At 58.0% G+C, this 26,721-nt stretch carries 19 protein-coding genes and 1 tRNA gene; 14 read left to right on the top strand and 6 right to left on the bottom strand.

Annotated elements, in window-relative coordinates; genetic code table 11:
- Positions 1 to 28: 28 nt before the first annotated feature.
- The 3 genes from K1Y02_07435 to xseA all read right to left on the bottom strand — a co-directional run bounded on the left by K1Y02_07435 (position 29) and on the right by xseA (position 5,129).
- Positions 29 to 3,325, bottom strand: coding sequence for a hypothetical protein (locus K1Y02_07435; GenBank protein MBX7256179.1), 3,297 nt, complete (start codon positions 3,323 to 3,325; stop codon positions 29 to 31).
- Between the two features lie 141 nt (positions 3,326 to 3,466).
- Entirely contained in the window at positions 3,467 to 3,784 is a 318-nt protein-coding gene (locus K1Y02_07430) for an exodeoxyribonuclease VII small subunit (protein ID MBX7256178.1), read from the bottom strand.
- Complete coding sequence (gene xseA, locus K1Y02_07425; GenBank protein MBX7256177.1) at positions 3,777 to 5,129, bottom strand: exodeoxyribonuclease VII large subunit; 1,353 nt, start codon at positions 5,127 to 5,129, stop codon at positions 3,777 to 3,779. Before xseA ends, K1Y02_07430 begins: the two co-directional genes overlap by 8 nt.
- A 147-nt stretch (positions 5,130 to 5,276) precedes the next feature.
- Between xseA and K1Y02_07420 the strand changes: the two genes are divergently transcribed.
- Positions 5,277 to 6,083, top strand: coding sequence for a flagellin FliC (locus K1Y02_07420; GenBank protein MBX7256176.1), 807 nt, complete (start codon positions 5,277 to 5,279; stop codon positions 6,081 to 6,083).
- Positions 6,084 to 6,215: 132 nt separating this feature from the next.
- Here the strand turns inward: K1Y02_07420 and K1Y02_07415 are convergent, their stop codons facing one another.
- Positions 6,216 to 8,162: a protein kinase gene (locus K1Y02_07415; protein ID MBX7256175.1), complete on the bottom strand. Its 1,947-nt coding sequence runs from the start codon at positions 8,160 to 8,162 to the stop codon at positions 6,216 to 6,218.
- Positions 8,163 to 8,249: 87 nt separating this feature from the next.
- The gene (locus K1Y02_07410; protein ID MBX7256174.1) at positions 8,250 to 8,594 is read right to left on the bottom strand and encodes an STAS domain-containing protein; all 345 of its coding nucleotides are present in this window, start codon (positions 8,592 to 8,594) and stop codon (positions 8,250 to 8,252) included.
- 229 nt (positions 8,595 to 8,823) lie between these two features.
- On the opposite strand from K1Y02_07410, the gene K1Y02_07405 reads away from it, so the two are divergent.
- From K1Y02_07405 to K1Y02_07365, 9 genes are all read left to right on the top strand, one after another.
- Positions 8,824 to 8,899: transfer RNA gene (locus K1Y02_07405), tRNA-Ala, on the top strand.
- Between the two features lie 202 nt (positions 8,900 to 9,101).
- Positions 9,102 to 12,137 carry a LamG domain-containing protein gene (locus tag K1Y02_07400; GenBank protein MBX7256173.1) on the top strand — a complete coding sequence of 1,012 codons (3,036 nt, stop codon included), beginning with the start codon at positions 9,102 to 9,104 and terminating at the stop codon, positions 12,135 to 12,137.
- 1,089 nt (positions 12,138 to 13,226) lie between these two features.
- Positions 13,227 to 13,391, top strand: coding sequence for a hypothetical protein (locus K1Y02_07395; protein ID MBX7256172.1), 165 nt, complete (start codon positions 13,227 to 13,229; stop codon positions 13,389 to 13,391).
- A 198-nt stretch (positions 13,392 to 13,589) separates the two neighbouring features.
- The gene (locus tag K1Y02_07390; protein ID MBX7256171.1) at positions 13,590 to 14,468 is read left to right on the top strand and encodes a radical SAM protein; all 879 of its coding nucleotides are present in this window, start codon (positions 13,590 to 13,592) and stop codon (positions 14,466 to 14,468) included.
- 33 nt (positions 14,469 to 14,501) lie between these two features.
- Complete coding sequence (locus K1Y02_07385) at positions 14,502 to 15,794, top strand: radical SAM protein (protein ID MBX7256170.1); 1,293 nt, start codon at positions 14,502 to 14,504, stop codon at positions 15,792 to 15,794.
- A gap of 479 nt (positions 15,795 to 16,273) precedes the next feature.
- Complete coding sequence (locus K1Y02_07380; protein ID MBX7256169.1) at positions 16,274 to 17,245, top strand: zinc ABC transporter substrate-binding protein; 972 nt, start codon at positions 16,274 to 16,276, stop codon at positions 17,243 to 17,245.
- 2 nt (positions 17,246 to 17,247) lie between these two features.
- Entirely contained in the window at positions 17,248 to 18,036 is a 789-nt protein-coding gene (locus tag K1Y02_07375) for a metal ABC transporter ATP-binding protein (GenBank protein ID MBX7256168.1), read from the top strand.
- Positions 18,033 to 19,370 (top strand): metal ABC transporter permease, encoded by a 1,338-nt coding sequence (locus tag K1Y02_07370; protein MBX7256167.1) that lies wholly within the window; start codon positions 18,033 to 18,035, stop codon positions 19,368 to 19,370. Before K1Y02_07375 ends, K1Y02_07370 begins: the two co-directional genes overlap by 4 nt.
- Entirely contained in the window at positions 19,367 to 20,278 is a 912-nt protein-coding gene (locus K1Y02_07365) for a metal ABC transporter permease (GenBank protein ID MBX7256166.1), read from the top strand. The genes K1Y02_07370 and K1Y02_07365 overlap by 4 nt, the downstream gene beginning before the upstream one ends.
- A gap of 32 nt (positions 20,279 to 20,310) precedes the next feature.
- Here the strand turns inward: K1Y02_07365 and K1Y02_07360 are convergent, their stop codons facing one another.
- Positions 20,311 to 21,549, bottom strand: coding sequence for an MFS transporter (locus K1Y02_07360; GenBank protein MBX7256165.1), 1,239 nt, complete (start codon positions 21,547 to 21,549; stop codon positions 20,311 to 20,313).
- Positions 21,550 to 22,007: 458 nt separating this feature from the next.
- Between K1Y02_07360 and K1Y02_07355 the strand changes: the two genes are divergently transcribed.
- From K1Y02_07355 to K1Y02_07340, 4 genes are all read left to right on the top strand, one after another.
- Entirely contained in the window at positions 22,008 to 22,796 is a 789-nt protein-coding gene (locus K1Y02_07355; protein MBX7256164.1) for an SGNH/GDSL hydrolase family protein, read from the top strand.
- Between the two features lie 104 nt (positions 22,797 to 22,900).
- Positions 22,901 to 24,271 (top strand): DUF1573 domain-containing protein, encoded by a 1,371-nt coding sequence (locus K1Y02_07350; protein MBX7256163.1) that lies wholly within the window; start codon positions 22,901 to 22,903, stop codon positions 24,269 to 24,271.
- Positions 24,272 to 24,290: 19 nt separating this feature from the next.
- Positions 24,291 to 26,156, top strand: a complete 1,866-nt coding sequence (locus K1Y02_07345; protein MBX7256162.1) for a carboxypeptidase-like regulatory domain-containing protein — start codon at positions 24,291 to 24,293, stop codon at positions 26,154 to 26,156.
- A gap of 237 nt (positions 26,157 to 26,393) precedes the next feature.
- On the top strand, positions 26,394 to 26,721 hold a 328-nt coding region (locus K1Y02_07340; protein ID MBX7256161.1), incomplete at its 3' end, for a hypothetical protein.

The following is a 26,721-nucleotide window of genomic DNA, read 5'->3' as shown; positions in this document are numbered from 1 at the left end:
ATGCCCGATACTACTGAACCCGAATCTGCTACATCGTGATGCTTTCGTCGGCGCTGTTCCACGCCTGAATGACTATTCTAGTGGCCTCCGGTATCAAACCCAAAATGTTCTCCTCGCGCGCGACTCCCACCCGCTTGCTTTCCCCCGCGTCGAGCCAGAAATAGGCATCCTCATATCGTAGCGAATCGGATGCTTCGGGACACTCGAAGTGGACGGCCACCGCAGGAAGCGCGCCCGTATTCGTAACGACAATCGCATCGCCGTCTCGCTTTGCTTCGAGTGTCGTCTGGGGCAAGGAAAATAGGCACCCCGGCTGTGCTCGGAAGTTGAACCAATGGAATGCGCGGTCGTTGAGGTCACCCGCAACCAGGTCCGCTGTGAGCAGGAATGGCCCCTGAGATGTTGATGGCACTTCCAGTGACGCCGTGCCCAGATCATGCACCCGATTGTGACTCACTGATCGTGTGAGTTCCTGTTCCGAGACGACCCGTAGGTTTCCATCGAGCAGGCGCAACTTAACCTGCACGGATCCTTCCAACTTTTCGATATCGTCCACAATTCGTATCACGGGCGCGAACGCTTTCCCAAGCTCAATGTCCAGAGAATCGTACAGCACGCATACGCGCAACGGCGCGTAGCAATCCTGCACGACGTAGTGGGCGATCTTTGGCACGCCGAAGTAATCGACCGTCGACCATGAACACCCCGGAAAGACATCCGTCAGTTTGTAGAAGACCATCGCCGTCTTGTTCGGCCAGCCAGCCCGCATTCGTTCGAGCACAAGGCGCAAACCTGTTGCTTGCGCCAACTGGGTGCCGCGGGTGAACCCTATGAGGTCGTTGCAGGAATCGAGTTCTTTCGCGTGACGGTTGAGGTGATCCATGTTTACCGGCGTGAACGTCGGCGTATGGTGAATGAAGGCACTGCTGTCCTTCGGGGGCCACGTGCCTTTCTCCTCTTCAGGAAGAAACTTCAGTGTACTCTCGACAGCGCACGCGGATGCGAGGCCCGTCTCGCCAATGACCGGTGCGCCTTCGTTTAGCGGAGTCAACTCGATGTTCTTCTCATAGGGGCCTTTCCCCCAATACACATCGTAGTTGTGCACGCTTCCGCCGAATGGGTCGGAGCGATGGTAGGGCCGCGTGCCATCGAGTTCGAGACACCGCCTTCCCAACAGTTCGATCAATGCGCCCTCACCCGAATGCTCATTGCCGCCACACCACATCACGAGCGATGGATGGTTCCGAAGACGTTGGACGTTGCGCACGGCGATCTCGTCGGCCACCGTCAGCGGGATCACGTCGAAGTTCTGCCACGTAAGTGGAAACTCCTGCCACACCATGATCCCAAGCTCGTCGCAAATATCATAGAACAGATCCGTTTCAAGCAAGCCGCCGCCCCAGCTCCGCATGATCTGAATGTGCTCGTCCTTGGCCATCGTGAGGAACCGCCGATAGCGCGATTCATCCAGTCGCAAGTAGGCATCCGTTGTCGCCCAATTGCAGCCCTTCAAGAACGTGGGGCGGCCATTCACTACGAAGGTCCAATTGTACCGGTCGGGTCGGGCGCCGCCAGGCGTGGGCTGCATTTCGACGGTTCGAAATCCAAAGCGTGCGGCTCGAGCATCTACTGGCACACCGTCTTTTTGGAACGCGATGTGGAATTCGTACAGATTCGGTTCGCCAAGGTCGACCGGCCACCACAGTCTTGGATTGGGAACCTCGAACTGAAGGTGAATCGGAGTCTCCGCTATTTCCGATTTCATCGGCGCCACAAACTGATACGCCTCTCCCTCGAAATTCACCGGACGAATGACTCCGCAGAGGACTCCTTCGACGCCTTCTTGCGGACCACGTAGTACGAGATGTGCATCGAGCGTTCCCTTCGCGACGTCTTTCGCGGCCACGAACAACTCCGTAATTTCAACGTCGGGTACGCGCTTGATATGGACCGATTGCCAGATTCCTATGGGCGGGCAGTTCACATAGTGCCAACCGTAGACACAGTTGAACTTGAACACCAGCTTCCAGTCGGGCGGCAGCGGATCGACGCGCACGACAAGCGTGTTCTGTTCATGCACGAGGGCGGACACGTCGAATTCCGGCCCGCCCGACGGGCCTTCGTGCTCACCAAGCCTTACGCCGTTGAGCCAGAACGTCGCGCTGTAGTCGACGCCATCGAAAACCAGACGCGCCCGCTCGCCCGGAGTCCAATCGAACTCTTTGCGAAACCACCACTCCTTCTCCGCTACTTCCTTTCGCGCAATTTGATCGTTGAATCCCACAACCGGATCGGGAATGACACCTGCTTTGAACAGCGCGGTCTGCACACTGCATGGGATCTCGGCATCGACAGCGTCTTCCCACTCCTTGCCGTTGGTCAGGACACGCGCGTCGCCTTGTCCAATAGGCAGTCCCAGCATCTGCCATGTGCCATCCAGCGAACGCGCACGCGGAACATAGGGCGCGCCTGCCTGGATTGGCATCAGTTTCATCCGAGTCTCTGGCGTATCCAACGGCGCAACGCCAGGTTTAAACACCTCGCGGTCGACATCGTCCAATGACTTACCTGCCAAACCCTCCTCTACCATCAAGTCCATCAAGGTCGTCGTGTGCAACGCCCCAGTCTTTGCCGCACGGATAACCGAAACAAACGATGGAATCACGTAGTCGCGTACGCTCTTATCCATGCCCCCTTCGGGTCCTGCTCCCCAATGCACAAGCCAACCCTTGCCGTACGGCGCCGCCGACAGAATCGGAACGTACGCTCGGTCCCACACAAGCACGGCACTCAAGGGGAAGTTAAGGGATCGCGCTGCCTTCGCATTGACTCCAACGGGTTTGGCCAATCCAATAGTCGCGCCCTGCTTCGTCAAACCGAACGGACCTCTGCCCACAACGCTATTTCCGTGCAGGCCGAAGAAGTCGTCTGCATGCCCCTGATCGACTTTCCCCGTTTCCACGTCGAGACTGGCCCAATGCGACATCCCCAGCGACATGCAGTAGACTCCGCCTTCATCCACGTACTGCTTAAGCGCCTCCGCGACGGGTCCTCCCCACGGACCGCGCTCGGGATACATGTTGTCAGTCGCGACAAGCAGTGCATCGAACCGGCGGAACGACTCCACGGTCAGATCGTCTTTAGTCAGAAGAGTCGGGTTGGCTCCGCTGGATTCCAGAATCCGCACGATCTCCATACCCGACCACACCGCCGCGTATGGCTTCGCCCACTGCGAGTACTCCACCAATCCGTCAGCAATGACGCCAATGGAAGGCCCTGAAGAGGCTGCCTGAATGATCAACGAAACTGCGACAATTGCCGACATGCTGCTGCCTCCAAAATGGTGGTTTAGAGCGAACCCGGGAAAAGCGTCAAGCACACCCGATTCACTTCGAATGGAATGCCGACTGACTTGAAATGACTTGCAGGCAGAAGGCAGGAACCTGCTGCTCGAAGCACGATGAAGCTAAAACAGCAATTCGCCTTCTTCTGAATCGCTATCGGCGTTCTTCTTGGAAGAGGCGGCCTTGCCCTTGGACGATTCTTCGGCGTTGTCTTCCTCGTCTTCGCCAAATGGCTGCGCCTCCAGCTTGCCATCGGCGTTCTTCGTGAGGATTTCGATCTTCTTCTCGGCTTCCGACAACGCCTTCTCGCAGCGCTTGGCCAGCTTGATGCCTTCTTCGAATCGCTTCAAAGCCTCATCGAGCGGCAATTCGCCTTCTTCCAGCGCCGACACGATTTCCTCAAGCCGCTCTAAATCTTTCTCAAACTTGGGCTCAGCCATCCGCTACATCCTCTGTATGTTCCACCAAGGCAGTCGCGCCGCCCTTCCCAAACCGTAACCGGATCCGATCGTTCGGAGCAAGCTGACGTGCCTCGCGCACCAGCGCATTATCCTCAACCTTCCAGGCCAGCGCATAACCGCGCGCCAACACCGCCAACGGACTCAGCGCGTCGAGTTGTGCCAACAACGGACCAAAACGCGATCGCGCACGCACAACGCACTTCATCGCCCCCTGCTCAAGGCGCTGCCGCTTCATGAGCAAATGCTGCTTGGCGCGGCCAACCTGGTTCGCCGGCGATAGCAGCACCAACGACCGCGCGGCATGGTCTAAACGGCGTCGCGAAGTGCGCACTCCGTCCGTGACAGCATCCTCGATGCGCATCCGAAGATCGTCCACCTGCTGTCTCCGCTGGCGGAACAACTCTTCCGGCCGGCGGAACACGAAGCTCGACATTGCCAGCGTGTGACGCGTGCGCGCCTGCTCGATTAGCCGCCCCGTGGCCTTGCCCATGCGATGGCCCAGCACGCGCACCTGCTCCGCAAGCGCCTCCTGTTCTTTGACCACCACTTCTGCCGCTGCCGACGGCGTCGGCGCGCGCAAGTCCGCAACAAAATCCGCCAGCGTGAAATCGATCTCGTGGCCGACCGCCGAAATGATGGGCGTCTGCGCCGCGTGAATCGCGCGCACCACGATCTCTTCGTTGAACGGCCACAGATCTTCCAGCGACCCGCCGCCGCGTCCGACAATCATCACGTCAATGCCCATCTCGTCCAGGACGCGGATGCCTTCGACGATCTCCTCGGCGGCCTCTTCACCCTGCACACGCGCGGGATACAGCAGAATATGTACATTTGCGAACCGCCGTTTGATGACGTGCAGGATGTCGCGAATCGCCGCGCCCGTAGGTGACGTAACGATACCGATGCGGCGGGGGAGAAGCGGCAACGGCTTCTTCAACTCCGGCGCAAACAGCCCCTCTTCTTCCAGCTTCTTTTTCAGTTTCTCGAATGCGAGTTGCAGTGCACCAACGCCCTTCGGGTGCATTTCCTCGCAGACGAGCTGGTAATTGCCGCGCTTCTCGTAGACCGTGACCAGTCCAAAAGCCACGACTTCAAGTCCGCCTTCCGGTCCGAACGGCAGCTTCATCAGCTTGCCACGAAACATCACCGCATCAATCTGGCTGTCCTTGTCCTTCAGCGTGAAATACGCGTGTCCCGCCGGAGAGACCCGCCAATTCGAAATCTCCCCGCCGACCCACACGTAGCTGATTTGCGTCTCCAGCAATCCCTTGACAAGCCGGGTCAACTGACTGACGCTCAGAATCTCTGGTTTTTCCACGGACATACCGCGCGCATTGTAGCCAAATCAGGAGGGAAGTTGGAATGGGCGTGTGCATCCGGAGGAGCCCTCTCGTGCATTGCCGAACTGCGCATTCTGTGGTAGACTTACGGCGTACGCTGCGATGGCAGCAAACGCGGAGGTGCGCCGCGCATGGGACTGCAAATCAATACTAATCTGAGCGGACTCAACGCTTTACGCCAACTTCAGAAGACCAACACCGTGCTCAACCGTGGGTTGGAGCAGTTGGCAACGGGGTTGCGTATCAATCGAGCCGCCGACGACGCCTCGGGCTTGGCGATTGCCGAGCGTTTCCGGGCGGAAGTGCTCCAATACTCCCAAGAAGTGAATAATCTGCAAAGCGGCGTGAGCGCTGTGCAGACGGCCGACGGTGCATTGAGCACCCAGGCCGATGCCACGCAACGGTTGCGCGAGTTGGCGCTCCAGGCAACCAACGGCACCCTGACCGATGAGCAGCGTTCGGCCATCAACCAGGAAGCGCAGCAGCTTCTTTCGCAGATCGACGAGACAGCCCAGAATACGGAGTTCAACGGGACTCAACTCTTGAATGGCTCGCAATCGTCCGTATCGTTGGGTGCCGGCGGTAATCAAGTCAATCTCAGTTCTTCTACAACGACTGCCCTTGGGCTTAACGGACTGGATCTGAGTACGCAAACCGGGGCTCAAAACGCCTTAGGCACCATTGACACGGCGATTAGCCGTATCGACCAGAACAGATCGAGTCTCGGTGCACAGCAGAACCGGTTCGAGCGTGCAATCGAGGTCCGCGAGACTGGTATCGTGAATAGCACGGAGTCCGAGTCGCGCATTCGCGACCTGGATGTCGCGCGTCAAACGATCGAGCAATCGCGCAATCAGATTTTGCTGCAAGGCGGTCTGAGCGCAGTGACTCGATCGCAAATTACAGCCCAAACTGCCGCCCGGTTGCTGGGCGGTTAGCAGCCTTATTACAAGTGTGCTCTTAGCGCGCTTGTCAGAAGGCTGAATGGTGGCGAGGTCCCCTCACCGCGCAAGGGTGAGGGGGTCTTCGTTTTTGGCGGGGCAGAACGAAGGACACTCAGTTGTCTTCGCTTACTTCGACTCCAGTTCGTTACCCTTGCTCATCCAGAACCACGTTTCGTCGCGCGACAAATGACGCGGCAACCGGTTCGGATACCCCAGCAGTCGCGCCAAGTCTCCGTAGGTGATTCCCTTGCACGGACTCACCGTGCCCAACTCGGAGAGCCCCCCCAATGCGTCACTGAGCCACGCCATCTCCGCCGACAGGTCGGGGTAGGCATCCAGATCGGGCCATACGGCATGAGTTGCGCTATCGAGTGCGGATAGGTCGTACTCCGGGGCTAGCGCCGCCATGACTTTCTTCAACACGTGTACGTCGCCGTCGTACTCCCAACCCACCGGCGAGTCGGATTCGATACTATCAAGGTCGGACTTAATCTCGGAGATTGCCTGGTCGACTTGACCTTCAAGAAGCGATGAAAGTTCTTGGATCTTTCCGGCTTTTCGCAACACGCGGGCGCGCAACATACTGATTCGCCAATTGGGCGTGAACGCCTCCAGGAGTTTTTCCGCTCCCGCAAAATCACCCTGCGCTACGCGCAGATAGACATACGGTTCCAGACAGCGATCCAAATCGTGAGGATGCGCCAACAAGAAGTCGTTTAATAGCCGTTCGGCTTTGTCCAGTTCGCCGGATTGCACCTGCAATTCACCCAATCGCCGGACAACTTCATAGCCCTGATTGGGGCCTAACACGCGCAGGGCCTTTTCAAGCTGACGTCCTTCTTCCGCATACTCTTCCGCGCAATGGAAGAACGACGCCAATGCCAAATGGAACGCATAGGGGCTGGCGTCCTGATTCTCGCGAAGATTGCGCAAGCGCACGGCACGGTGATAACCGTCCAGCAAGGTCAGCGATTTTTCTTGGATGTCGATTTGTGCGCGAGTCGGCTCGGGCATGGTGCGCGACACATACGAACTGCCCAGGGTGCGTTCGTACACAAACAGCAACCGCTCGCGCACTTCCTCAAACGTCTGCCACCGGTCGCCGGGATCCTTCTCCAAGCAACGCATGATGACGCGATCCAGTTCTTGCGGGCATTCCTTCACGCGGTCATGCAACGGCACCGGCGGTTCGCTCTGATGAAACCGTCGCATCGCGAGCAGGTGCTCGATGGGGGTATCGGTACGAATCGTGAACAAGCGCTGCCCGCTGATCGCCTCGTAGAAGCAACACCCAAAGGCATAGATGTCCGCAACCTGGCTGACGCTGCCCGCCTCCACAAACTGTTCCGGCGCCATATAGGCAGGCGTTCCAAACGCTGCCCCAACTTGTGTCAGGTCATCTTTACCGTTGCCCTCGACCACGTGATCGAGCTTGATTTCCTCGGCAATGTGACACCGAACCAGTCCGAAGTCCGTGATTTTGAGAGTGCCGTCCGCGGCGATCAACAGGTTCTCGGGTTTGAGGTCGCGATGCACCAGCCCCGGCACCAGCTTCGTCGCGTGAATCATGCCGTCACAGCATTGAATGGCCAGGTCCAGCGCATCGCGCATTGAGAGCGAACCGTCCCGAAGATTGTCCGCCAGCGACACGGTCCCGCGCGCATTCGATTCGACGTACTCCATGAACAAGTAGGGGCACGCCTCCACAATATCGATGAAATACGCGTGCACGATATTCGGGTGAAACCCCGTCAGTATCCAGGTCCGCGCTTCTCTGAGGAAACGTTCGATAAGCGACAGGTTCTGCGAAAATTGGTGCTGGAACGTCTTTGCCGCGAATCGGTTTCCATCCGACTCGACGACGTAGACAACGCCCATGCCGCTCACACCGGGACCGCCCCGAACATCGAGCACTTTGTAACGCTCGTCCAGAAGGTTGCCCACTTTGAGGCACACGTCGCTCGGCGGTTCGCGCGGAGTCAGGACCGTCGACTGCGCGTACGTCGGCGGTTGCGTCGTCAACGGCAACGTCGCGGCGTATTGCGGGTCGTCTTCTACGAATTGTTCAGCCATGACTCAATTGGTCTATTCATTTGCGGTATTTGGGAGATGCAACGGCGCTCCGTGCAAGCCGGTGCGCAAGATCGTCACACGTATTGCTTACGACTCCGCCCGCAACGCCCTAATGGCATCCTCGCAACTCGGGAGTATGCGATAGCGTGTCGCCAGATTAGTGATTTCAAACACCTCGGATACGAACGGATTCATTCCGCTCAGGGCCATCTGCCCGTTGTTTTTTTCAAGCGCCTTGGACAGCATGATAATCACGCGCAGTCCGCCGCTGCTGATGTACTCAACACCTGAGAAATCCACCACGACCCGCTGCGCGCCTTCCTGAGTCAACTGCCTGAATACGGTCTCCGCGTCCGGGGCCGACGGCGCGTCAAACCGGCCGCGCAACGAGACAACCGTGATTCCATCTTCGATGCGATGCGCTATTTCCATGCTGGAGTCCAGTCCACGCTAGATTGATTTCTGTCTCCGACAGTCTACTACACAGAATCCAAGATCCCCGGCATCCGATGCTTCGGGGTTTTTCAAGTGTATTCCACCGGCCTCACTGGATGCTACCCTCGCTGACCTTTCAAAGAGCCTCCCTATTTTGACGCGCCGAGCTCAAGTTGAGTTTCCGGCTGTTCCTCGGCTATAATCGTTCTTCGCAGTAAGACCCAATGGGGATGTAGCTCAGTTGGGAGAGCGCTTGTCTGGCAGACAAGAGGTCGACGGTTCGATTCCGTTCATCTCCACCATTTGATCGTTTGCGCCGCAATGGCTTGAAATAGGGGCCGGTGCGGCGCTTTTTCTTTTGTCATTTCCCTTGCCCGATCCGCTCGCGACTCCATCCATCTATTCGCAAACTGGCCGAAGCGATGTCGATTCCGCGTATTGTCCCCTCCGATGTTGATAGAATGGCCCCGATGTCCGCGGGGTCAAGCAGGGGAGAACGAAGCCATGCGCGTGTTACTGGTTCTTTCGGCGATTTGCGCGTCTCTCGCGAATGCAGCCGATTCGGAAAATCTGGTGGCCCACTACCTCTTCGACGATGCTTCCGGGCAGACGTTGCATGACCGGTCCGGTCACGGCCACGATGGCGCCATCTCCGATGCGCAGTGGGTGCCGCCGTCCGAAGGCGGCGGTTTGCGCTTCGGCGGTTCCGACAAGAGCTACGTGGACCTCGGCGACAATCCGGCCCTCAAGATCGCCGGCGACTCCACCCTGTTTGCGTGGGTGAGACTCGACGCTTCACCGTACTTTGACGATGCTACCAACTGGACCATCGTCGATTGCGAGCGCTACCGCGAAGAAGGCTTTGTTTTGCGTGTGGATGGCGGCAGCGGGCGCGTTATGTACCGCGAAAGTCAGCATGAGGCCGATCGATACGCGTTCGGCTCGCAGGTGTTGGAGAATCGCGCCGTTCATTTCATTGCGGTTGTTCGGCGCGGCAACACCGCGACCATCTATGTGAACGGCCTGCCCGACGGTACGCTTTCCTTACAGCCCGCCGCATATGGCGAGGCCCCATTGCGAATCAGCGCCCCGGGTCAACCGTTCCGAGGGACTATCTATGAAGTAGCCTTATTTAATCGCGCGGTCAGCGCCGACGAGATTGCGGCGTGGTACTGGAGCGGCGCGGAGAAGTATCGCAAGTCAGGCGCAAAACAGGGCGATCTCTCGCTCCAATCCTATATCTATGACGACGACAAAGAGGCGCGCGCCAGCGTATCGTTCCTCGGCATCATGCCGCTGCGCGATGGGGAAGAGGTGCGCATAGCGCTTGCGCGGCGCGACGGCGACGTGCTTACTTCGCAAACCGTATCGAAGATCCCCGTTGAGGGAAAGGGACAATACGTATTCTCGCTCGATGCGCTCAACGACGGTGACTACGAACTGCGCGCGGAACTGACCGGTTCGTCTCGATCCGCGCGCGTTGCCGCGCCGTTCCACTTCCCAGCGCCACCGCCCGTCGTTCCGTCACCGGGAGAAATGACGGTCGCGCAATTACCTTCTCAACCGGCAGCTCCCGAATGTCGCGTGGAGCCAACGCCCGGCGGTGGTCTCATATTGAAAGTGGGGGAGACGCCGTTCACACTCGAATCGTCGTTCTCAATCCCGAATGGCGGCGATAACCGCTTGACCTGTGACGACGGAACCAACGCAGCGGGCGAACCCGAATGGCATGTACTAACGTCCGTCCCAGGCGGCATCGCCGCTTCCGGCAAGCACTACGAAGTAAAGCGCGTGTTCCGCACCGAGCCGGGCCGCATCGTGGTGACGGATACCATCACGAATCGGACCAACGAACCGCTGGGTCTCATCTTTCACAATCGCCTCGCTACGAGCGGCGAACCCTTTCAGAAGGCGCTCATCGCTGCGAAAGAAACGTACAGGCCCGTAGAGGACCGACCACTAAAGTTCTGTCCGACGGCATTTCTCGTCAAGCCGGGATTGGGCGTGGGACTCGTCGCCCTTGACGATGTCTATATCGTCCAGAGCCGTGGCGCATCGGACGGACAGACCTGGGTGGATCTGTCCTCGCGCGAATTCGCGTTGGATGCCGGCGCATCGTATACGCTCGAATGGGCCATCTACGCCAACGCCACCGGCGACTACTACGATTTCGTCAACGCGATCCGCCGCGACGAACACCGCAACGATGTCACCATCGAAGGCGCTCTCGCATTTGTACAAGGCACGCAACAACGCCGCGACGCTTCGCTCGTGCCCGGCCCCGAATACTTCGCCATGCGCAATCCCAAGTATGCCACGCTTTTCTGTCTCTCGTGGTGTACCGACGACCCCGCGATCTCTGTCGAAGGCATCGAGTTTATCGAACACCCGCAGGAACGCAGGCAGGTCCGCGCCATGATGGATGGACTGCGAGCTGTCGCCCCCGAAGTCAAGGGCATGTTTCACGTCGCGCACCAACTCTTTGCAACCAACCGGCCCGACGAGCATTTTCGCGACTCGAAGGTTATCGGCCCCGACGGCAAACAGGCCGTATACGGCCACGAATACGTGGGCAGCTCGTATTTCTCCGCCGAACGCGTCGCGGACAATTGGCGCTGGTGGATCTACTATCCGACGCTCGAGAACTCCTTCGGCAAGGCCATGCTCGACAGCGTCGACGTGATGATGGACGAGATGGGCGCGCGTGGCGTGTTCGCCGACGGCTTTCTCTTCGGCTACGGCGGCGAATACACCTACGACCGTTGGGACGGTCACAGCGCCGACATCGATCCCGCAACCCACACCATCGCGCGCAAGAAGACCTCCGTCATTCTGATTACGCAAGACGCCATGACCGCGTGGTGCAACAAGATTCGCGGCAAAGGCGGCGTCGTAATTGCCAACGGCGTCGTACCCACGCGCACGTTGTGCGCGATGCCTGTAATCACCGATAAAGAGGTCACCGAAGGGCCCGATGTCGCGCTGCTTCCCGCGCCGGTTACGTTGGGCAACCCGGCGGTGTGCTCCACCGACGAGGGCGCCTACGACGACGTACTCAGCAAGCTCCGCTACGGCAACTTGTACTGGTACTACAACGAGCCTGTAAAGCTGGCCTACGAATCCGTGCCCAAGCAAATGTTTCCAATAACCGTGCAAGAGGTGCACTCCGGCTACGTGAAAGGCAACGAACGCCTCGTCACCATGCACAGCGCCGTCTACGGGTGGTCGGAATCGCGCGACTTGCACCTCGCCTACCGTTACGACGGTCGCGGACATCTTGTTCCCGCGAACTACACGACCACAGTCGACGCCGGACCTGTCCGTACCCAAATCGATCTCAACGACCGCGAATGTGCGGTACTCGAACGCATCCCGGTGCAGATCGAATCGGAGACCCCCGTCAATGTCATCGCGGACCGTGACGTTAACGGACACCTGCGCCTGCGCCTCAACGGAAAGGGTGTAGTCCGTATCGTTACTGCTGGCACCGCGCCCAGAGAGATAACCTTGGACGGACCCGGCGAGATTACGCTGGACTGACCGTCGCACTCGGGTTGCACCAAAAGGTGTGGCAGGCATCCTGCCTGCCTCCCCGGCGGGGACTTCCTGTCCCCAATTAAGAGGCAGGCAAGATGCCTGCCACACGGAAGACGAAAACCCTCGGGATGCATTTCGTAGCGCCCGGTCTCCGCAGACATACTTGTCGGCAGCCGGGCCTTGTTGTGGCGGAGTCTCCTGATCTGCCGCGGCGGACCACTCCGCCGACATACTTGTCGGCAGGCGACCGTAAGGTCTCCACTTCTCTTGTTACTCTGAGAACCCAGTGAGAAGTCTCGGGCACTTCCCGTGACTCCGCCGGGGGACACCCCCCTCCGCGCAATTTGACGGGGCAAGGGGGTCGCCCCGGAAGAATGGTCACTCGCGCAAGCCGTCCGGGCGACGCAACCGGCGCAAATGCCGGCGGACATGGTTCTACCTTTCGTTTGATACCCCTCATATATAGGAGCAAGTTCGTTGCACTGGGAACGCGGTGAGGCGAGGAGCGACCGGATCACGCCGAGATTGGGGACTGGGTTCTAACCGCAATTCGTATGGACAGGATTTGCAGGATTAACACGATGAAGATCGGAGTTGACAGACCGAAGTCTGGTCGGCTACCACTGGATCTCCATCTTGTGAATCGTGTCAATCCTGTCGAATGACTCTCTGAGAACGGCTGGTCTGCTGAACGATCTTGCGGTAAGGGCAATCGCACTAAAATCGCTTTGGATTTCGACTACTTGGATAATCTGCTCTTTCGTCTCCCCCGCGAAAGCGGGGGTCCATCTTCACGGATTGGGCGCCTTTTCAATACGAAGATGGATTCCCGCTTGCGCGGGAATGACGGTGTGGGTGTTTTTGCTCAACTTTTGGTTCGATTGCCCTGATGCTACGGCCCATTGCGGATTGCGTACCGATTCAGTACTATCGAATGAGTGGTATGCAAAAGGGGTTATTGACGACTGGGTTCTAGCGTAGGCGGGACTGACACAAGCGAATCGCAGTGGAGCCGGGTCTGAGGGACTGACCCATGCGAAACGTATTGAAGACGGGTCTGTCCCGATCCCCAAGCCACGAAGGACGACGAGGATGACGTCACCCGTATCCGGCGACGGACCTACACGGGCAGACCGTGCGGCGCGCCCGCAGTTCCTCACGCGGATCGAAGCCATCCTTAGCCACAACCTCAAGCCGGGCCAGCGCGGCAGGAAGCGAAAACCGCCCGACAGCGGAAAAAAAGGCGACAATTCGTAGTCTGTTATTTCCCTCCTTTATTTCTATTTATTTCTATTTCCTCTTTATTTCCGCTCAGGAATAGAGGTCGAAAAGCCCTACTCTTTGACACAGGCAGCACGTCGAACACTAGATTTAAATAAGATTGCACCACAAGGAGTGCTATTATGGACGGGGAGGAATTCTCGGGAACGATACGTTTCCAATGTAGGGGCATTTATGAACGCCGCGTGGTACGGACTGCGATTTGTTGCCGGACGTGTCCTTTCCCAGCGGAGCCCACCGTTGATACGCGGACTGGTTCTGACGAACCGCTGCAACTTGCGATGCGCACATTGCCGAGTACACGAACGTGGCCACCGAGATTTGGACTTCACGGACGTTGTTGCAGCGATCGACGACTTCCATCGTGAAGGTGGCCGTTGTCTGTATCTGGAAGGCGGCGAGCCATTTCTTTGGCATGACGGGGAGCACGGCATCAACGAGGTCGTGGATTACGCGCATCAAGTCGGGTTTCTGACGGTTGTCATTTACACGAACGGCACACTGCCTATCCGGACCGCTGCCGACACCGTTTTCGTGAGCGTCGACGGCCTTCGAGAGATACATGATGCCCTGCGCGGCAGATCTTTCGACCGCATTTTCAGAAACATTCAGGAATCGCAGCATCCGTCCCTGTTCATCAACTACACAATCAACAGCCGCAACAAGAATGAGATAATTGCGTTTTGCGAATACGTGCGAGGCATCAACGCCATACGCGGGGTGTTCTTTTACTTTCATACACCCTACTACGGGTACGACGACCTCGTTATTGACCGCGCTGAAAAGGGCCAAATCCTGCAAGAACTTCTTAGACTTCGCAAACGATACCGGATATTGAACTCTCGCGCTGGATTGCTTTCGGCGCTCAGAGACGACTGGCGGCGTCCGCTGAATATCTGTTCCGTCTATGAGAAAGGCACCATTTACCAATGCTGTCGTTTTTCGGGCAATGCCGAGTTGTGTCGAGATTGCGGATATCTCAGTTACGCCGAAATCGATCAGACTCTGAAAATGAAGCCGTCGGCGATTCTTAACGCGCTCAAATACTTCTGACGGGTGGCCGCTTGGCCGGTAAGGGAGAAAGTCATGGAACGTCTCCTTCGACAAACGCTTCTCAAGTGTTTGACCGGCGAACGGCAAATTCTACTCAGGAAACGGGCCCCGTCGCGTGACGAACTCCATGAGAAATTCGACAAGATCCATTCACTTGGCATCTACGTGCATGTCCCGTTTTGCGAGCGGATATGTCCGTATTGCCCGTACAATAAGGAAATATACCGGGACGGTCTTGCGAAAGAGTACGTTCGCGCCGTAAAGAAGGAGATTGACTCCTATGGCGAACTCCTAGATGGCAAGCCGGTCACGTCGCTGTATATCGGCGGCGGTACTCCCACAACAATGCTTCGCACCGGTCTTGTTGACCTAATCGGACACCTGCGCAACGGCATCAATCTTCAGTGCGGCATTCACATGGAGAGTCATCCCAACCACCTGAGTTCCGACAATCTGGACGAGCTCAAGGCCATGGGGGTGAGGCACCTCAGCATTGGCGTGGAATCGCTTGTAGACAGGCACCTCAAGCTCTTGCAGCGACCCTACACCGTGGAAGAAGTCAAAGCGGCCGTGCGCCGTGCGGTATCGCAAGGATTCGACTGCGTCAATGTGGACGTGATGTTTGCGTTACCGGAACAGACGTACCGGGAAATCGAAGAGTTGGGGTACCGGGTCGTGGATTTGGGTGTCGATCAGGTGGCTGCCTATCCGCTGTTCCGATTCTCTTACACTCCTTTAGGACAAAACGGCAGCCTCAAGAATCATGGCATGTTTTTAAGCTTGAAGCGACGGCGCATGCTGGCCATCTTGGAGAAGATTTTCTACCAAGCCGGATATGAGCGTAGTTCCGTCTGGGCGTTTACGAAACGCGGCGTACCCCGGTACTGCTCGGTGACTGTGCCCTTGTATATCGGTTTGGGTGCGAGCGGAGGTACCTATCTTACCGACCTGTTTTATCTGAACACCTTCGGCGTCGCCGAGTACATTAAAGCCATGGATGAGCGCGAGACAGCCATCGCGCTGTCTTTGGAACTGTCCGAACGGATGCAGCAGGCCGGATGGCTGTACTGGCGGATCTATGAAACCCGCTTCACCCGAAGCGCCTATTTTGACCGTTTTGGCGAGGATATTGAGACTGCATTTGGGTCGTATCTGCGACTTTTCAGAGTCCTCGGATTCCTTCGCGAGTACGGCGACCAGATTGTCCTGTCGGACAGGGGTTCCTTTTGGCTCCACGCATGGGAAGACGTCTTATCCATCGAATACATCAATAAACTGTGGGGCGCGTCGAAACGCAACCTGTGGCCGGAAAAGGTTGTGCTGTAGATTGGCGAAAATCGTTGAGAACCTTAGGGGACATCCATGATAGGTACAAGTCAAGATGCCGAGAGGGCGTTCGGCATGGTTGACTACGAGCGGGAAGTCCTTCCACTGTAAATCGTCTACTACACCAGATTAAGGCGGGCGCGGGATCGCACGCGGGTATAGTCAATCACCTTCCTTCGATTCTTTGATGGGCTGACGAGTAGGGTTCTCGCAGCCAGACATCCATTTGCAGAAACGGCGCGTTGACCGGTCCGATGTCTGCGTTTGAGTGAGCCGCCGCGCCCGAAACAGACTACGGGAGCATCGGGAATCGCTTCCTTCGCCCAGTCCCCGAATGACGGGATACGGCGGCAGGAGAACTTCGAGAAACCAAGTTGCGACCTTGCTTTTCCGTCCCAAAGACGGTATTATTACCGTAAGTTAATTTTGTTAATCAATGTTATAAATTATAGTAAGGACTGCATCTGATGAGCGACACAATGTCCACAAATCTCCGCAGGGCCATGGGTTCGATTGCCCTGCTCTCCGTACTTGTCGCCTTCGCGGCCGGATGCGGCGGCTCCCCTGCTGCCCACGAGGCTCCGTCAGGTTCCCTGCGTCAGAAGTCGCATGGTGGCACCATGAAAGTCACAACCACGACCGGTATGATTGCCGACACGGCCAAGAATATTGGCGGTGAATGGGTTGAAGTGACGGGTCTTATGGGGCCGGGTGTCGACCCCCACCTCTACAAAGCCTCCCAGGGAGACATCCAGAAACTCACCGAGGCGGACTTGATCCTCTACAATGGCCTGCACCTCGAAGGCAAGATGATCGAAGTCCTTGAGAAGCTTGCGCGAACCGTATCCACGGTAGCGGTGACGGACAGCATCCCGCAGGACAGTCTGCGGAATCCTCCGGAGTTTCAAGGCCAGCACGACCCTCATGTGTGGTTCGATGTTGGCTTGTGGATTCACGTGGCGGAACGAATTCGCGACGCAATGGTGGCGGTCGATCCCGCGCATAAGCCCGAGTTCGAAAAGAATGCGGCCGCGTACATCGAGCAGTTGCGTCAACTCGACGCGTATGCGCGCGAACAGATAGCCACAATACCCAAAGAACAGCGCGTGCTGGTTACCGCGCACGACGCATTCGGCTACTTCGGGCGCGCGTACGACATCGAAGTCAAGGGACTCCAGGGAATCAGCACGACCGCCGAATTCGGCACGCAGGATGTGGCCCGGCTGGCGGAGCTTATCGCATCGCGCGGCATCAAGGCCGTCTTCGTGGAATCGTCGGTGCCGCAACGATCCATAGAAGTTCTCGTTAACGAAGTAAAATCCCACGACGGTTCCGTGACGATTGGCGGCCAGCTATTCAGTGACGCCATGGGGGAGGCTGGCTCACCAGAAGGCACGTATATCGGCATGGTCCGTTACAACATCGACACTATCGTAAAGGCTTTGCGTTAGTCATGACTACCCCGGTTATAACCGCACCTCCAATCGACGTTCACGACTTAACCGTCGCGTATCAACACCGCCCCGTGCTATGGGATATCGACGTGGCCTTCCCGGAAGGGAAGCTCATCGCCGTGGTCGGGCCAAACGGTGCGGGCAAAAGCACGTTGATCAAGGCCGTGCTGGGCCTCGTTCCATTGGCGTCGGGCCGCGTGCAGATTTTCGGCATGCCCATTCATCAGGGCAGGCGTCTCGTCGCGTATGTCCCGCAGCGCGAATCCGTGGATTGGGACTTCCCCACGACCGCCCTCGACGTAGTACTCATGGGACGTTACGGGCATCTTCCTCTGTTTGGCCGGCCCCGCAAGCGCGATTACGAAATTGCCAAGAACTGCCTGGAGAAAGTGGGCATGGCCGACTTGGCGAACCGTCAGATCAGCCAGCTGTCGGGCGGGCAGCAACAACGGGTCTTCCTTGCGCGCGCCCTGGCCCAACAGACTCAGGTCTATCTCATGGACGAACCGTTTGCGGGCGTCGATGCCGCCACCGAGAAAGCTATCGTAGAGCTACTGCGTGAATTGCGCGCGCAGGGAAGCACGGTCGTCGTGGTCCATCACGATCTACAGACAGTCCCCGAATACTTCGATTCGGTGCTGCTTATCAATCTGCGGATGATCGCCTTCGGAGACGTACAGACCGTATTCACGCCTGAGAATCTGAACAAAACCTACGGCGGACGTCTCAACCTCCTCACGGAGGTCGGCGAAAAGCTCCGCCGTCAGGAATGGAAAGCGCGCCAATGAATGCGCCGCTTCCCCCCTGGCTGGAGTTCTTCACGTTTTCCAGCGCGAACGCGCGGCTGGTGTTCATCGGATGCGTGCTGCTCGGACTGACGGCCGGCGTCATCGGGTGTTTTGCGTTTCTCCGCAAACGGTCGCTCATGGGCGATGCGCTTGCGCATGCGGCCCTTCCCGGCGTGTGTGCCGCGTTCCTTCTCACCGGCACGAAGGAACCCATCGTGATTCTCGTGGGCGCCACGCTGGCCTGCTGGCTGGCGGCCCTATCCATCGACCTGATCGTCCGCCACACCCGTTGCAAGGAAGACAGCGCCCTCGGAATGGTCCTGTCCGTCTACTTCGGGGTCGGGATTCTGCTTCTCACGTATATTCAGCGCAGCGGCAACGCCGCACAATCGGGACTGAACCGCTTTCTCTTTGGGCAAGCCGCGGCAATGCTCCATCGCGACGTATGGACGTTTGGCATCCTGTCGGTGTTGCTCCTCGGGACCGTGGCGCTTGCGTATAAGGAATTCAAGGTCGTCTCCTTCGACCCGCAATACGCACGTACGGCGGGTGTTCCCTCGCGCTTCATCGAAACCCTCCTGGCCACGCTGATCGTGTTGGCGGTTGCGATTGGCCTTCAAGCCGTAGGCGTCGTGCTCATGGCCGCCATGCTCGTGACCCCCGCCGCCGCCGCGCGGTACTGGACACATCGGCTCAGCACGATGCTGGTGCTGGCCGGGGCCTTCGGCGCCGCCAGCGGCGCTATCGGGGCCTATGTATCTTACCTGGGACCGCGCATGCCGACCGGTCCGTGGATGGTGGTCAGCATTACGAGCCTGTTTCTCCTTTCGCTGCTCTTCGCGCCGCGCCGCGGCGTATTCGCGCGCATACTGCAACTGCGGAATACGCGCAAGCGAACGGCTATGGAGAATGTCGTTCGGACGCTATACGTGCTGGGCGAAAAGGAACAGCGCGTGAATGCGGCGCGCACGCTCGCGGACTTGCTCAAACATCGCCCGATGACGTTGCACGCCATGGACCGCACCTTGGCATTGCTCATCGACCAGGGCCTCGTGGAGGAATCGCTCCAGGGACGATATTCGCTGACAGAGGCCGGTATTGAACGCGCCGCGCATCTCACGCGTATCCACAGGCTATGGGAACTGTATCTGACGCGTAAGCTCGACCTCGCGCCAGACCATGTGCACGACGACGCCGACGAGATCGAACACATCATCACTCCGGAACTGGAAGCGCGCCTTATCGCCGCGCTCGACAACCCCGATGCCGACCCACACGCGAGCCATATCCCGGCGCGTGCAAGCGAGGACATCGCCAAGCAGGTATCGCTATGACGATCGGCATGTGGATTGTCCTCATTGGGTGCCTAGCCTCCGCATCCTGCGCGCTGGTGGGCTGCTTTCTCGTTTTGCAGCGGCAAGCGATGATGGGCGACGCCATCAGTCACAGCGTCTTGCCCGGCATTGTAATCGCGTTTCTCCTTACGGGCAGCCGGAATACGCTGCCCATGCTCGTGGGCGCCGGAGCCCTCGGGCTGATTACGGCCTTCCTGACGAACGCTCTAGAGCGCCATGGCAAATTGCAGTCGGACGCGTCGATGGGCGTGACGTTCACGTGGCTCTTTGCCATCGGAGTCATTCTCGTATCCGCATTCGCGGGGCAAGTCGACTTGGATGCCGAATGCGTGCTCTACGGCGAAATCGAAAACGCGCCGCTTAACGTGGTTTTCATGGGTGACACTCCGATCGGACCGCGCGCGGCATGGATACTGGGAGCGATTGCCATTGCCAACGTGGCATTCATCACGCTGGGGTACCGCCAACTCAAGCTCTGCGCATTCGACCCGGCGCTCGCGGCAGCCATTGGCATCAACGTTTCCCTATGGCATTACCTGCTCATGGGTTTCGTCTCTTTGACGACGGTGGGAGCCTTCGAGAGCGTTGGCGCCATCCTCGTCGTCGCACTCCTTGTCGTTCCACCCAACACGGCCTATCTGTTGACCGACCGTCTTTCGCGCATGCTCGTTCTTTCGGTTCTGGTCGGCATGGCCAGTTCCGTCGGCGGATACTTTCTCGCGGCATGGCTCGACGGTTCGACGGCAGGTGCCATCTCGGTGGTCAGCGGGTTGCTCTTCGTCCTCGCGGCACTTTTCTCACCCGCGCACGGAGCTATTCCGAAGTACTTTGCGCGGCGCCGCGCAATTCGAGGTATAGCGCCGGAACTCCCGGCCGCCGGCGCTTAGTTCGCCAGCGCATATTGTGGGTCAGCGCACCTTCATTCATTTGCTGTTTCGTTGGCAAGGTTGAGATACACCGCAGCACGGCTCCCATCGAACGCCGTCAGCAGTGCCAAGACCACATAACACGCGGGCACGAGATAGAAGGCTGTGCCAAGTCCACTGTGATTGCCGACGACTCCCATCAGCCACGTGAAGAACCCGCACCCAGGGACGCCTGCGCATGAGAGGAGGATGAATAGCATCGTCGTGTCGCTTTCGTGCAAACGATCCGCACAATGGCTTTGCAGGCTGGGCCAGAAAGGGGCTGACGCAAGCCCCGCAAGAAAGACCATCCCAAAGAACAACCACAAATTAGTGACCGCAGGCATAAACAGCGTTATCCCGGCGCCGGCAATGGCCGAGTACAACACCAACTGCTTCAGATGGCGTTGTTGGATGAGGTAGCCCCACCCCGTTCTGCCTATCACCATTCCTCCGGCGAAGAACGCGGTGCCGACGCCGCCCGCCCACGCGGCTGTGGTGAAATTCAGTTGAATGTAGCTGGCGCACCAGAATGTAAGGCAGAATTCTCCACCTCCCGCTACAAACATCGCGGCAAAGAACAACCAGAACCGCGGCGTGCGGCAAATAGCGTAGGCGTGATTCCACGTCGTCCTCCAGTGAAGAGGCTCGATTGACTCTTTATTCTCCGCCGCTCGCGATTCAGGAAGCAGTAGCAGAAGCGCAGGGAACAAACCAAGAAGCGCCACACAACCCGTATGCACTCTCCACGACACGCCCAGGGATAACAACACCCCCGAGACGAGAACGGTGGTCAGGACGCCAACGGACCAGAATCCGTGCGAGAAGTTTATGTACCGGCCAGGTTCCTCAGGATGCTGTTCCTGCACCAGCGGCGTCGCCAAACCTTCGATGACTCCTTCACCGATGCCTGCCACCATGAGCGCGGCAAAGAGCATTCCATACATGGGGGACAGCGCACACAGGCCCATTCCACACGCCATCAGCAGCACCGACCATCCCAGGGAGCGCTTCACCCCCCAGCGGCCTGCCGCAAAACCGCACACCAGCATCGATGCCACCATCGGAATCGTACGGCCCAGATGAAGGGCTCCGCCCGCGCTCATCCCGCCCGTCTCCAAAGAGAAACCCAGGTCGCGTGCCAACTGAACAAGCACGACGGGAATCACGACAGAACCCGCTGCATACGTGAAAAATGTCAGAAATGCGGCATAGTCGTACCGGCCAAAATTCATACTCCGTGAAGATTGCATGTTCTTTCTTGACATCCCCTCGATCAAGGTGAGATTTGAAAGCGGAATACACGTACAGTCCCGCCGTGAGTAACTGTAGCGCACATTATGCGGTTCATCAAAAACGCACGGCAACAGAGCGACAATACGCTTGGATCGGTTTACTAGCGAAAACCCATTGACAAAATCAATAGTCCTGCCGTATGGTGCAACTGCGTCTTGGGCTAGGGGCATGGCAGTTGAGTCATTCACTGCCACGTGATTGGGTAGACCCGCACGGTTGAGGGAGGTGATATCGGGGAACAAGCTCGGTGTGTGTCGGGCGGGTAATCGGGCTCCATTCAGACTCGCCCTCTCGTTTCGTATCCTCCTTCTGTCCGGTGCATGATTGTGCCTCTTCGTCTTTCCGGACAGAAACCTATTGGTGGAAATGGCTATATCACGTCGAGATAGGGGTCATGCCCCTAGAGGAGTAGACCATGCAGACCAAGACTCTCTTGATTCTTCTGGCCGTACTTTCGTTGTCTATCGCTCTGCCTCTGAGCGCATCCGCGCAGACATATCCCGCTTCTATGGCGACAATCGGCGATAGTATCTCGCGCGGCGCGCTTGCCGACGACACGATTGACGATGACCAACCGGAACACGTATGGAGCACCGGCGATTCGTCCAGCGACGCATGCTACAGCCACCTGGAACGTATTCGCGCGGCAAATCCCAGCACGGTCGCTTACAACAACGCATGGAATGGCGCTCAATCCGACGATTTGCTTGCGCAAGCCAACAGCTCGGTGAGCCAGGGCGTCCAGTATGTCACGATTCAAATGGGCGGCAACGATGTGTGCGGTGACAGCACCGCCGAGATGACCCCGATTGCTACGTGGGAATATCGGTGGAATGAAGCCATCGACGTGCTTCAAGCGGGCCTTCCTGGAGCAGACATCCTCGTGACCGCCACGGTGAACGTACGGCGTGTCTATGATGTAGGCAAGAGCAACCTGGGTTGCCTCCTGAAATGGAATGTCTTCACGTGGTGCAAGAACATGCTGGTCAACGGTTCTACGCAGCGGACCGAAGCGACTAACATGAACATCGCGTACAACAACTCGCTCTCCTCGATAACGACTGCCCAAGGCGTGTGGTACGACGCCGATTCATACGGCATTGCGTTCTCGCGCGGCCAGTTGAGTTCGGTCGACTGCTTCCATCCGGATATCAGCTTGAACAACGACATGGCCAACGCCACGTACGACGCGGGCCGGTTCTAGCTCATCCATCTTTGCTTGTTCTTGGCGCGGGCCTGTGGGACTACGGTTCCACGGGCCCGTTCCCCCCAAAATGTAACTTCGGCAATAAGGAAGCTCAGTCGTCTATGCGCTCACTATCGATTCGTCGTCAGCACTCATTACTTGTTCTACTTTTTGCCGCCGCCGTACTCACCGACTTCTGCCATGCGGCACCCAAAGCGGTCTTCGACAAGGTCAAGCTCGACTACGGAACCCTCCGACAAGGCAAGATCGGCGAGGCCGTCGTCAAAATCAACAACACCGGCGATCAGCCTCTCGAAATCCAAAATGTGCAGTCCTCCTGCCCATGCGCGACAACTGACTTCTCTCCCAAAGATGCCAAGCCTACCGTTGCGCCAGGCGCCCAACATGAGCTTACGTTGAAATACGATTCTAAGGACGTTGTCGGGGATCGCGTCGCCACAATCGTCGTAACCACCAACGATCCTCAGGAACCCATGACCGCCATCGATATTGCCGTCAAGGTCGAGGCCCTTGTGCTTACCATGCCCGACAAAGCGCTGTCATGGGGAATGGCGCCACGTGGCGACGATATTGGAAAAGACCTGACGTTTGTCTCCGGCACTTCAATCAAGGACATTGAGTTGCTGGACATTCACATGGCCGCGCCCACGTTAAGCGTCACTGCGACTCGAGAAGAAACAAAGGACGGCTCCCGCATCAAAGCGCGCTTCCGGATCTCCCCCGATGTCCCGTTGGGCTCCATCTCCAATTCCGTTACGGCACGGCTTCGGGTCGGCAACGAAGAGGCCACTCTGAAGATCCCCGTGCAGGGTGAGGCCGTCGGCGACGTCCTGGTAATGCCGCAGTCCATCCTCTGCGCGCCAAAGCTCGCCTACATTCAGAACCAGCCGCTCTCGAAAGAAGGAATCATTGTGCGCGCCAGCCGGCCCAATCAACCGTTACCCGACGTTTTGGGCGTGGTAGCTGTTGGACCGATTTCATGCATCATTCACAAGAACGTCAAACCCGAGTGGGGACAACAAATCGACCGCCACATCATCGAGGTGCGAACAGCCCAGAATGCGCCGCCCGGCGCGCAGTCCGGCACGGTACACGTGATGACCACGAGCAAGGATCAGCCCATTGTCAGTATCCCCGTGTTCTTTCGCATGGCATCGCGGGTCGCGGCTGAACCGGCGCAAGTACTGCTTGAACCGTCTGCGAACGCGCCCGCCACGCAGCGGGTTGTGATGCGCGATGCGACGGGGGCCGCGCTGACGATCCGTGAAGTGAAGTTTGAGGAAGACCTGCTCGCGGTCAAGGTCGAGTCCGAGAAATCCGTAGACGCAGATCATCCCGCGGCGATTGTGCTCACGGCCTCCCAAGTCCCGCCTGCAGAGCGGAAAGCGACCATCGTATCCGTGGCCACGGACCAGCCCGGCGCCGAGCGTATTCTGATTCCAGTGCTCATTCGAGATCCGCAAACGCAATAGTCGCAAGGCGCAGACAACTATGAACACGCCGACGAAGATCGCCATGGTGCTGGTTGCGGCCATTTGCGCCGCAATCGCTCTGGCGTTCTATACCCGGCCGCGCCAGGAGGCATCCCCGAGGCCACGTGTACTCGCGCCACAATCGTCACCGCTCGACCTTTCGAAACCGGAGCCTTCCTTCAACATCGCTTCATCGTCTGAGACTCCTCCGCCGCTGACTGTGAATGAGCCCGCGATTCGCGGCTGGGTGTTGGACAGCCGCAATCAGCCTATCGTCGACGCGGCCGTCACAATCTATGACGTGGCCAAGGGACCTCGTAACACGTTCTCTGACGCGGCGGGAGCATTTGCCGTTGGCGATCTGGATAATGCGGAGTACCGCGTAAGCGCGTTCAAGGAGCATTTCAACGAAGCTGTTGAAGAGAACGTACCCTCGGGCAGTGCGGACATAACGCTCATTCTCACCGACACAAGCACCGCATCCGGACGGGTAATCGATCATCAAGGACAACCCATTTCAAATTTCGACGTGGTCTACGTAAGGCAGGTGATTGACAACGAGCCCCTCTGGAAGGAAATTGTCCGCGGTAAGCAGACCGTATGGAAATCATTTGAAGACAAGGAAGGGCGATTTGAAATATCGGATATAGCGAGCGGCGCTCCCTTTACACTCGGTGCGCGCGCTGAAGGATACGAAGCAGGTTACGTCACCGCGTCTGCAGCCGAACCCGGCACACCCGCTGTCCCCGTGGAGATCGTGCTGCAAACGGAAGCGCGCATCTCGGGCATTGTGCTATCGCCCGACCGCGCGCCCGTACCAGCGGCGACGATTCATTTCGGCTCTGATACGGAAGGACCGGTGCTCGCGGAAAGCGACGCAAACGGGACTTTCGAAATCGGTGGACTCGGCGACTCGCCAATTGAACTCACCGCAATTCATGACGAGTATCTCGCAGCTACCGCGAAAGCGGTGCCTGAGCGCGGAGCCGTCACTCCGATTGAGATTGTCTTGGGTCAAGGCGGTGAGCTTGAAGGGACGGTCTATCAAGGGGACGTGCCCGCGCAAGGACAGACTGTAGTTGCCCTGAGGCTCACGCCGCCGCGCGTCCGAAAACAGTCCACCACCGATGAAAATGGCCACTACCGTATCCCCGGAATCGGCCTGGGTCTGGTGGATGTGCTCGCGAAATGGAAAGCGGTTGACTCGAAGGCCGATCCGCTGCGCCTGCAGCGTCAAGCCGAAGTCGTGGCCGGAAAAACCACGAACGTCGACTTCCATTTCCCAGCCGGGTTCGCCGCTCTCGAAGGGACTATTTCCGCCAACGGAGAACCCGTCACCTTCGCGGAGATTCAAGGCACCGTGACGACAGACGAGGGACTTTCGTACTTTGGTTCCACGGCGCGCGAAGACGGGTATTATCGCGTCGAGAACATTGCACCCGGCGCAGCGTTGGTCGCGGTGACGGCGCGCGCGGGCCAAGCGGAGTTGCGCCGGACGTTCGATGTAGACCTTCGTGAAGGAGAAACGGCACGAAAAGACGTCGCGTTCGACACGGCATCCGGCGTGACAGGCTCCATCACCAATCTGGCCAAGGGGGAGACAGGACAAGTCCTCGCACTGCCGGGCCACGTGAGTGTCGACACCTCGTCGTTCGAAGCGATCATTGGATTGGAGAGTCTCAAGACCGGCGAATCGGATATTGACGCAAACGGACAGTTTGTAATCGGCGGCCTGGAACCCGGTCCGTACACACTGGTTGCGCTGGTCTTTTCGGAACACGCCAACACCGGCGACGACGCCCTGAACAGCGTGCGCTTGTCAATTCAAACCACGACCGTGCCGGCATCCGGCGAAGCCAGTGCGACGTTGACGCTCACTCCGTGAAAGCCTGCTTAACTACTTCTATTCCGGACTTCTCACGCTCACTCACGGCACGATCCTGTAACCGGTGTGCTTGCCAGACTTGCAGCAAACGCAGAGGCTGATCTCCAATAACAGCGTGTGTTCACGGGAGATTCTCATGGCATAAACGACGACGGCATACCCGAGCGCGACGGCTCATTTCATTCCTCGGACGCGTTTCACGTGTCTCTGTACAAGCTGCTCGCACACGAGCAATTCATGAAGTATTACAGGATAGATTTTCCATTTCGTGTTACGGACTCCCAGATCGACTTGACCGTCCGTCTAATCCTGGAATCGCAACACACATCTGCTCAGCGCTTCAATTCGCGAGACTTTTACGTCGTCCTCTGGCCAGAGCATCCCTCGGGCGGCATTGACTCACGGAGACTGATCCCGTTTCTCGAACGATCGGGCATTCGCTACTTGGACTACACCCAAATCCCGGAAGGCCACGCTCCTGGCGCGTTGACGCCCTACGACCGGCATCCTACTGCACAGTTGCATGAAGCGGTAGCGAAACGAATCGTGGAGGATCTGAAAATCG

Source organism: Candidatus Hydrogenedentota bacterium (assembly GCA_019695095.1).
Classification (GTDB): Bacteria; Hydrogenedentota; Hydrogenedentia; order Hydrogenedentales; family SLHB01; genus JAIBAQ01.
Note: the sequence above shows the minus strand (reverse complement) of the source record. Positions and strands in the feature narration are given on the sequence as shown.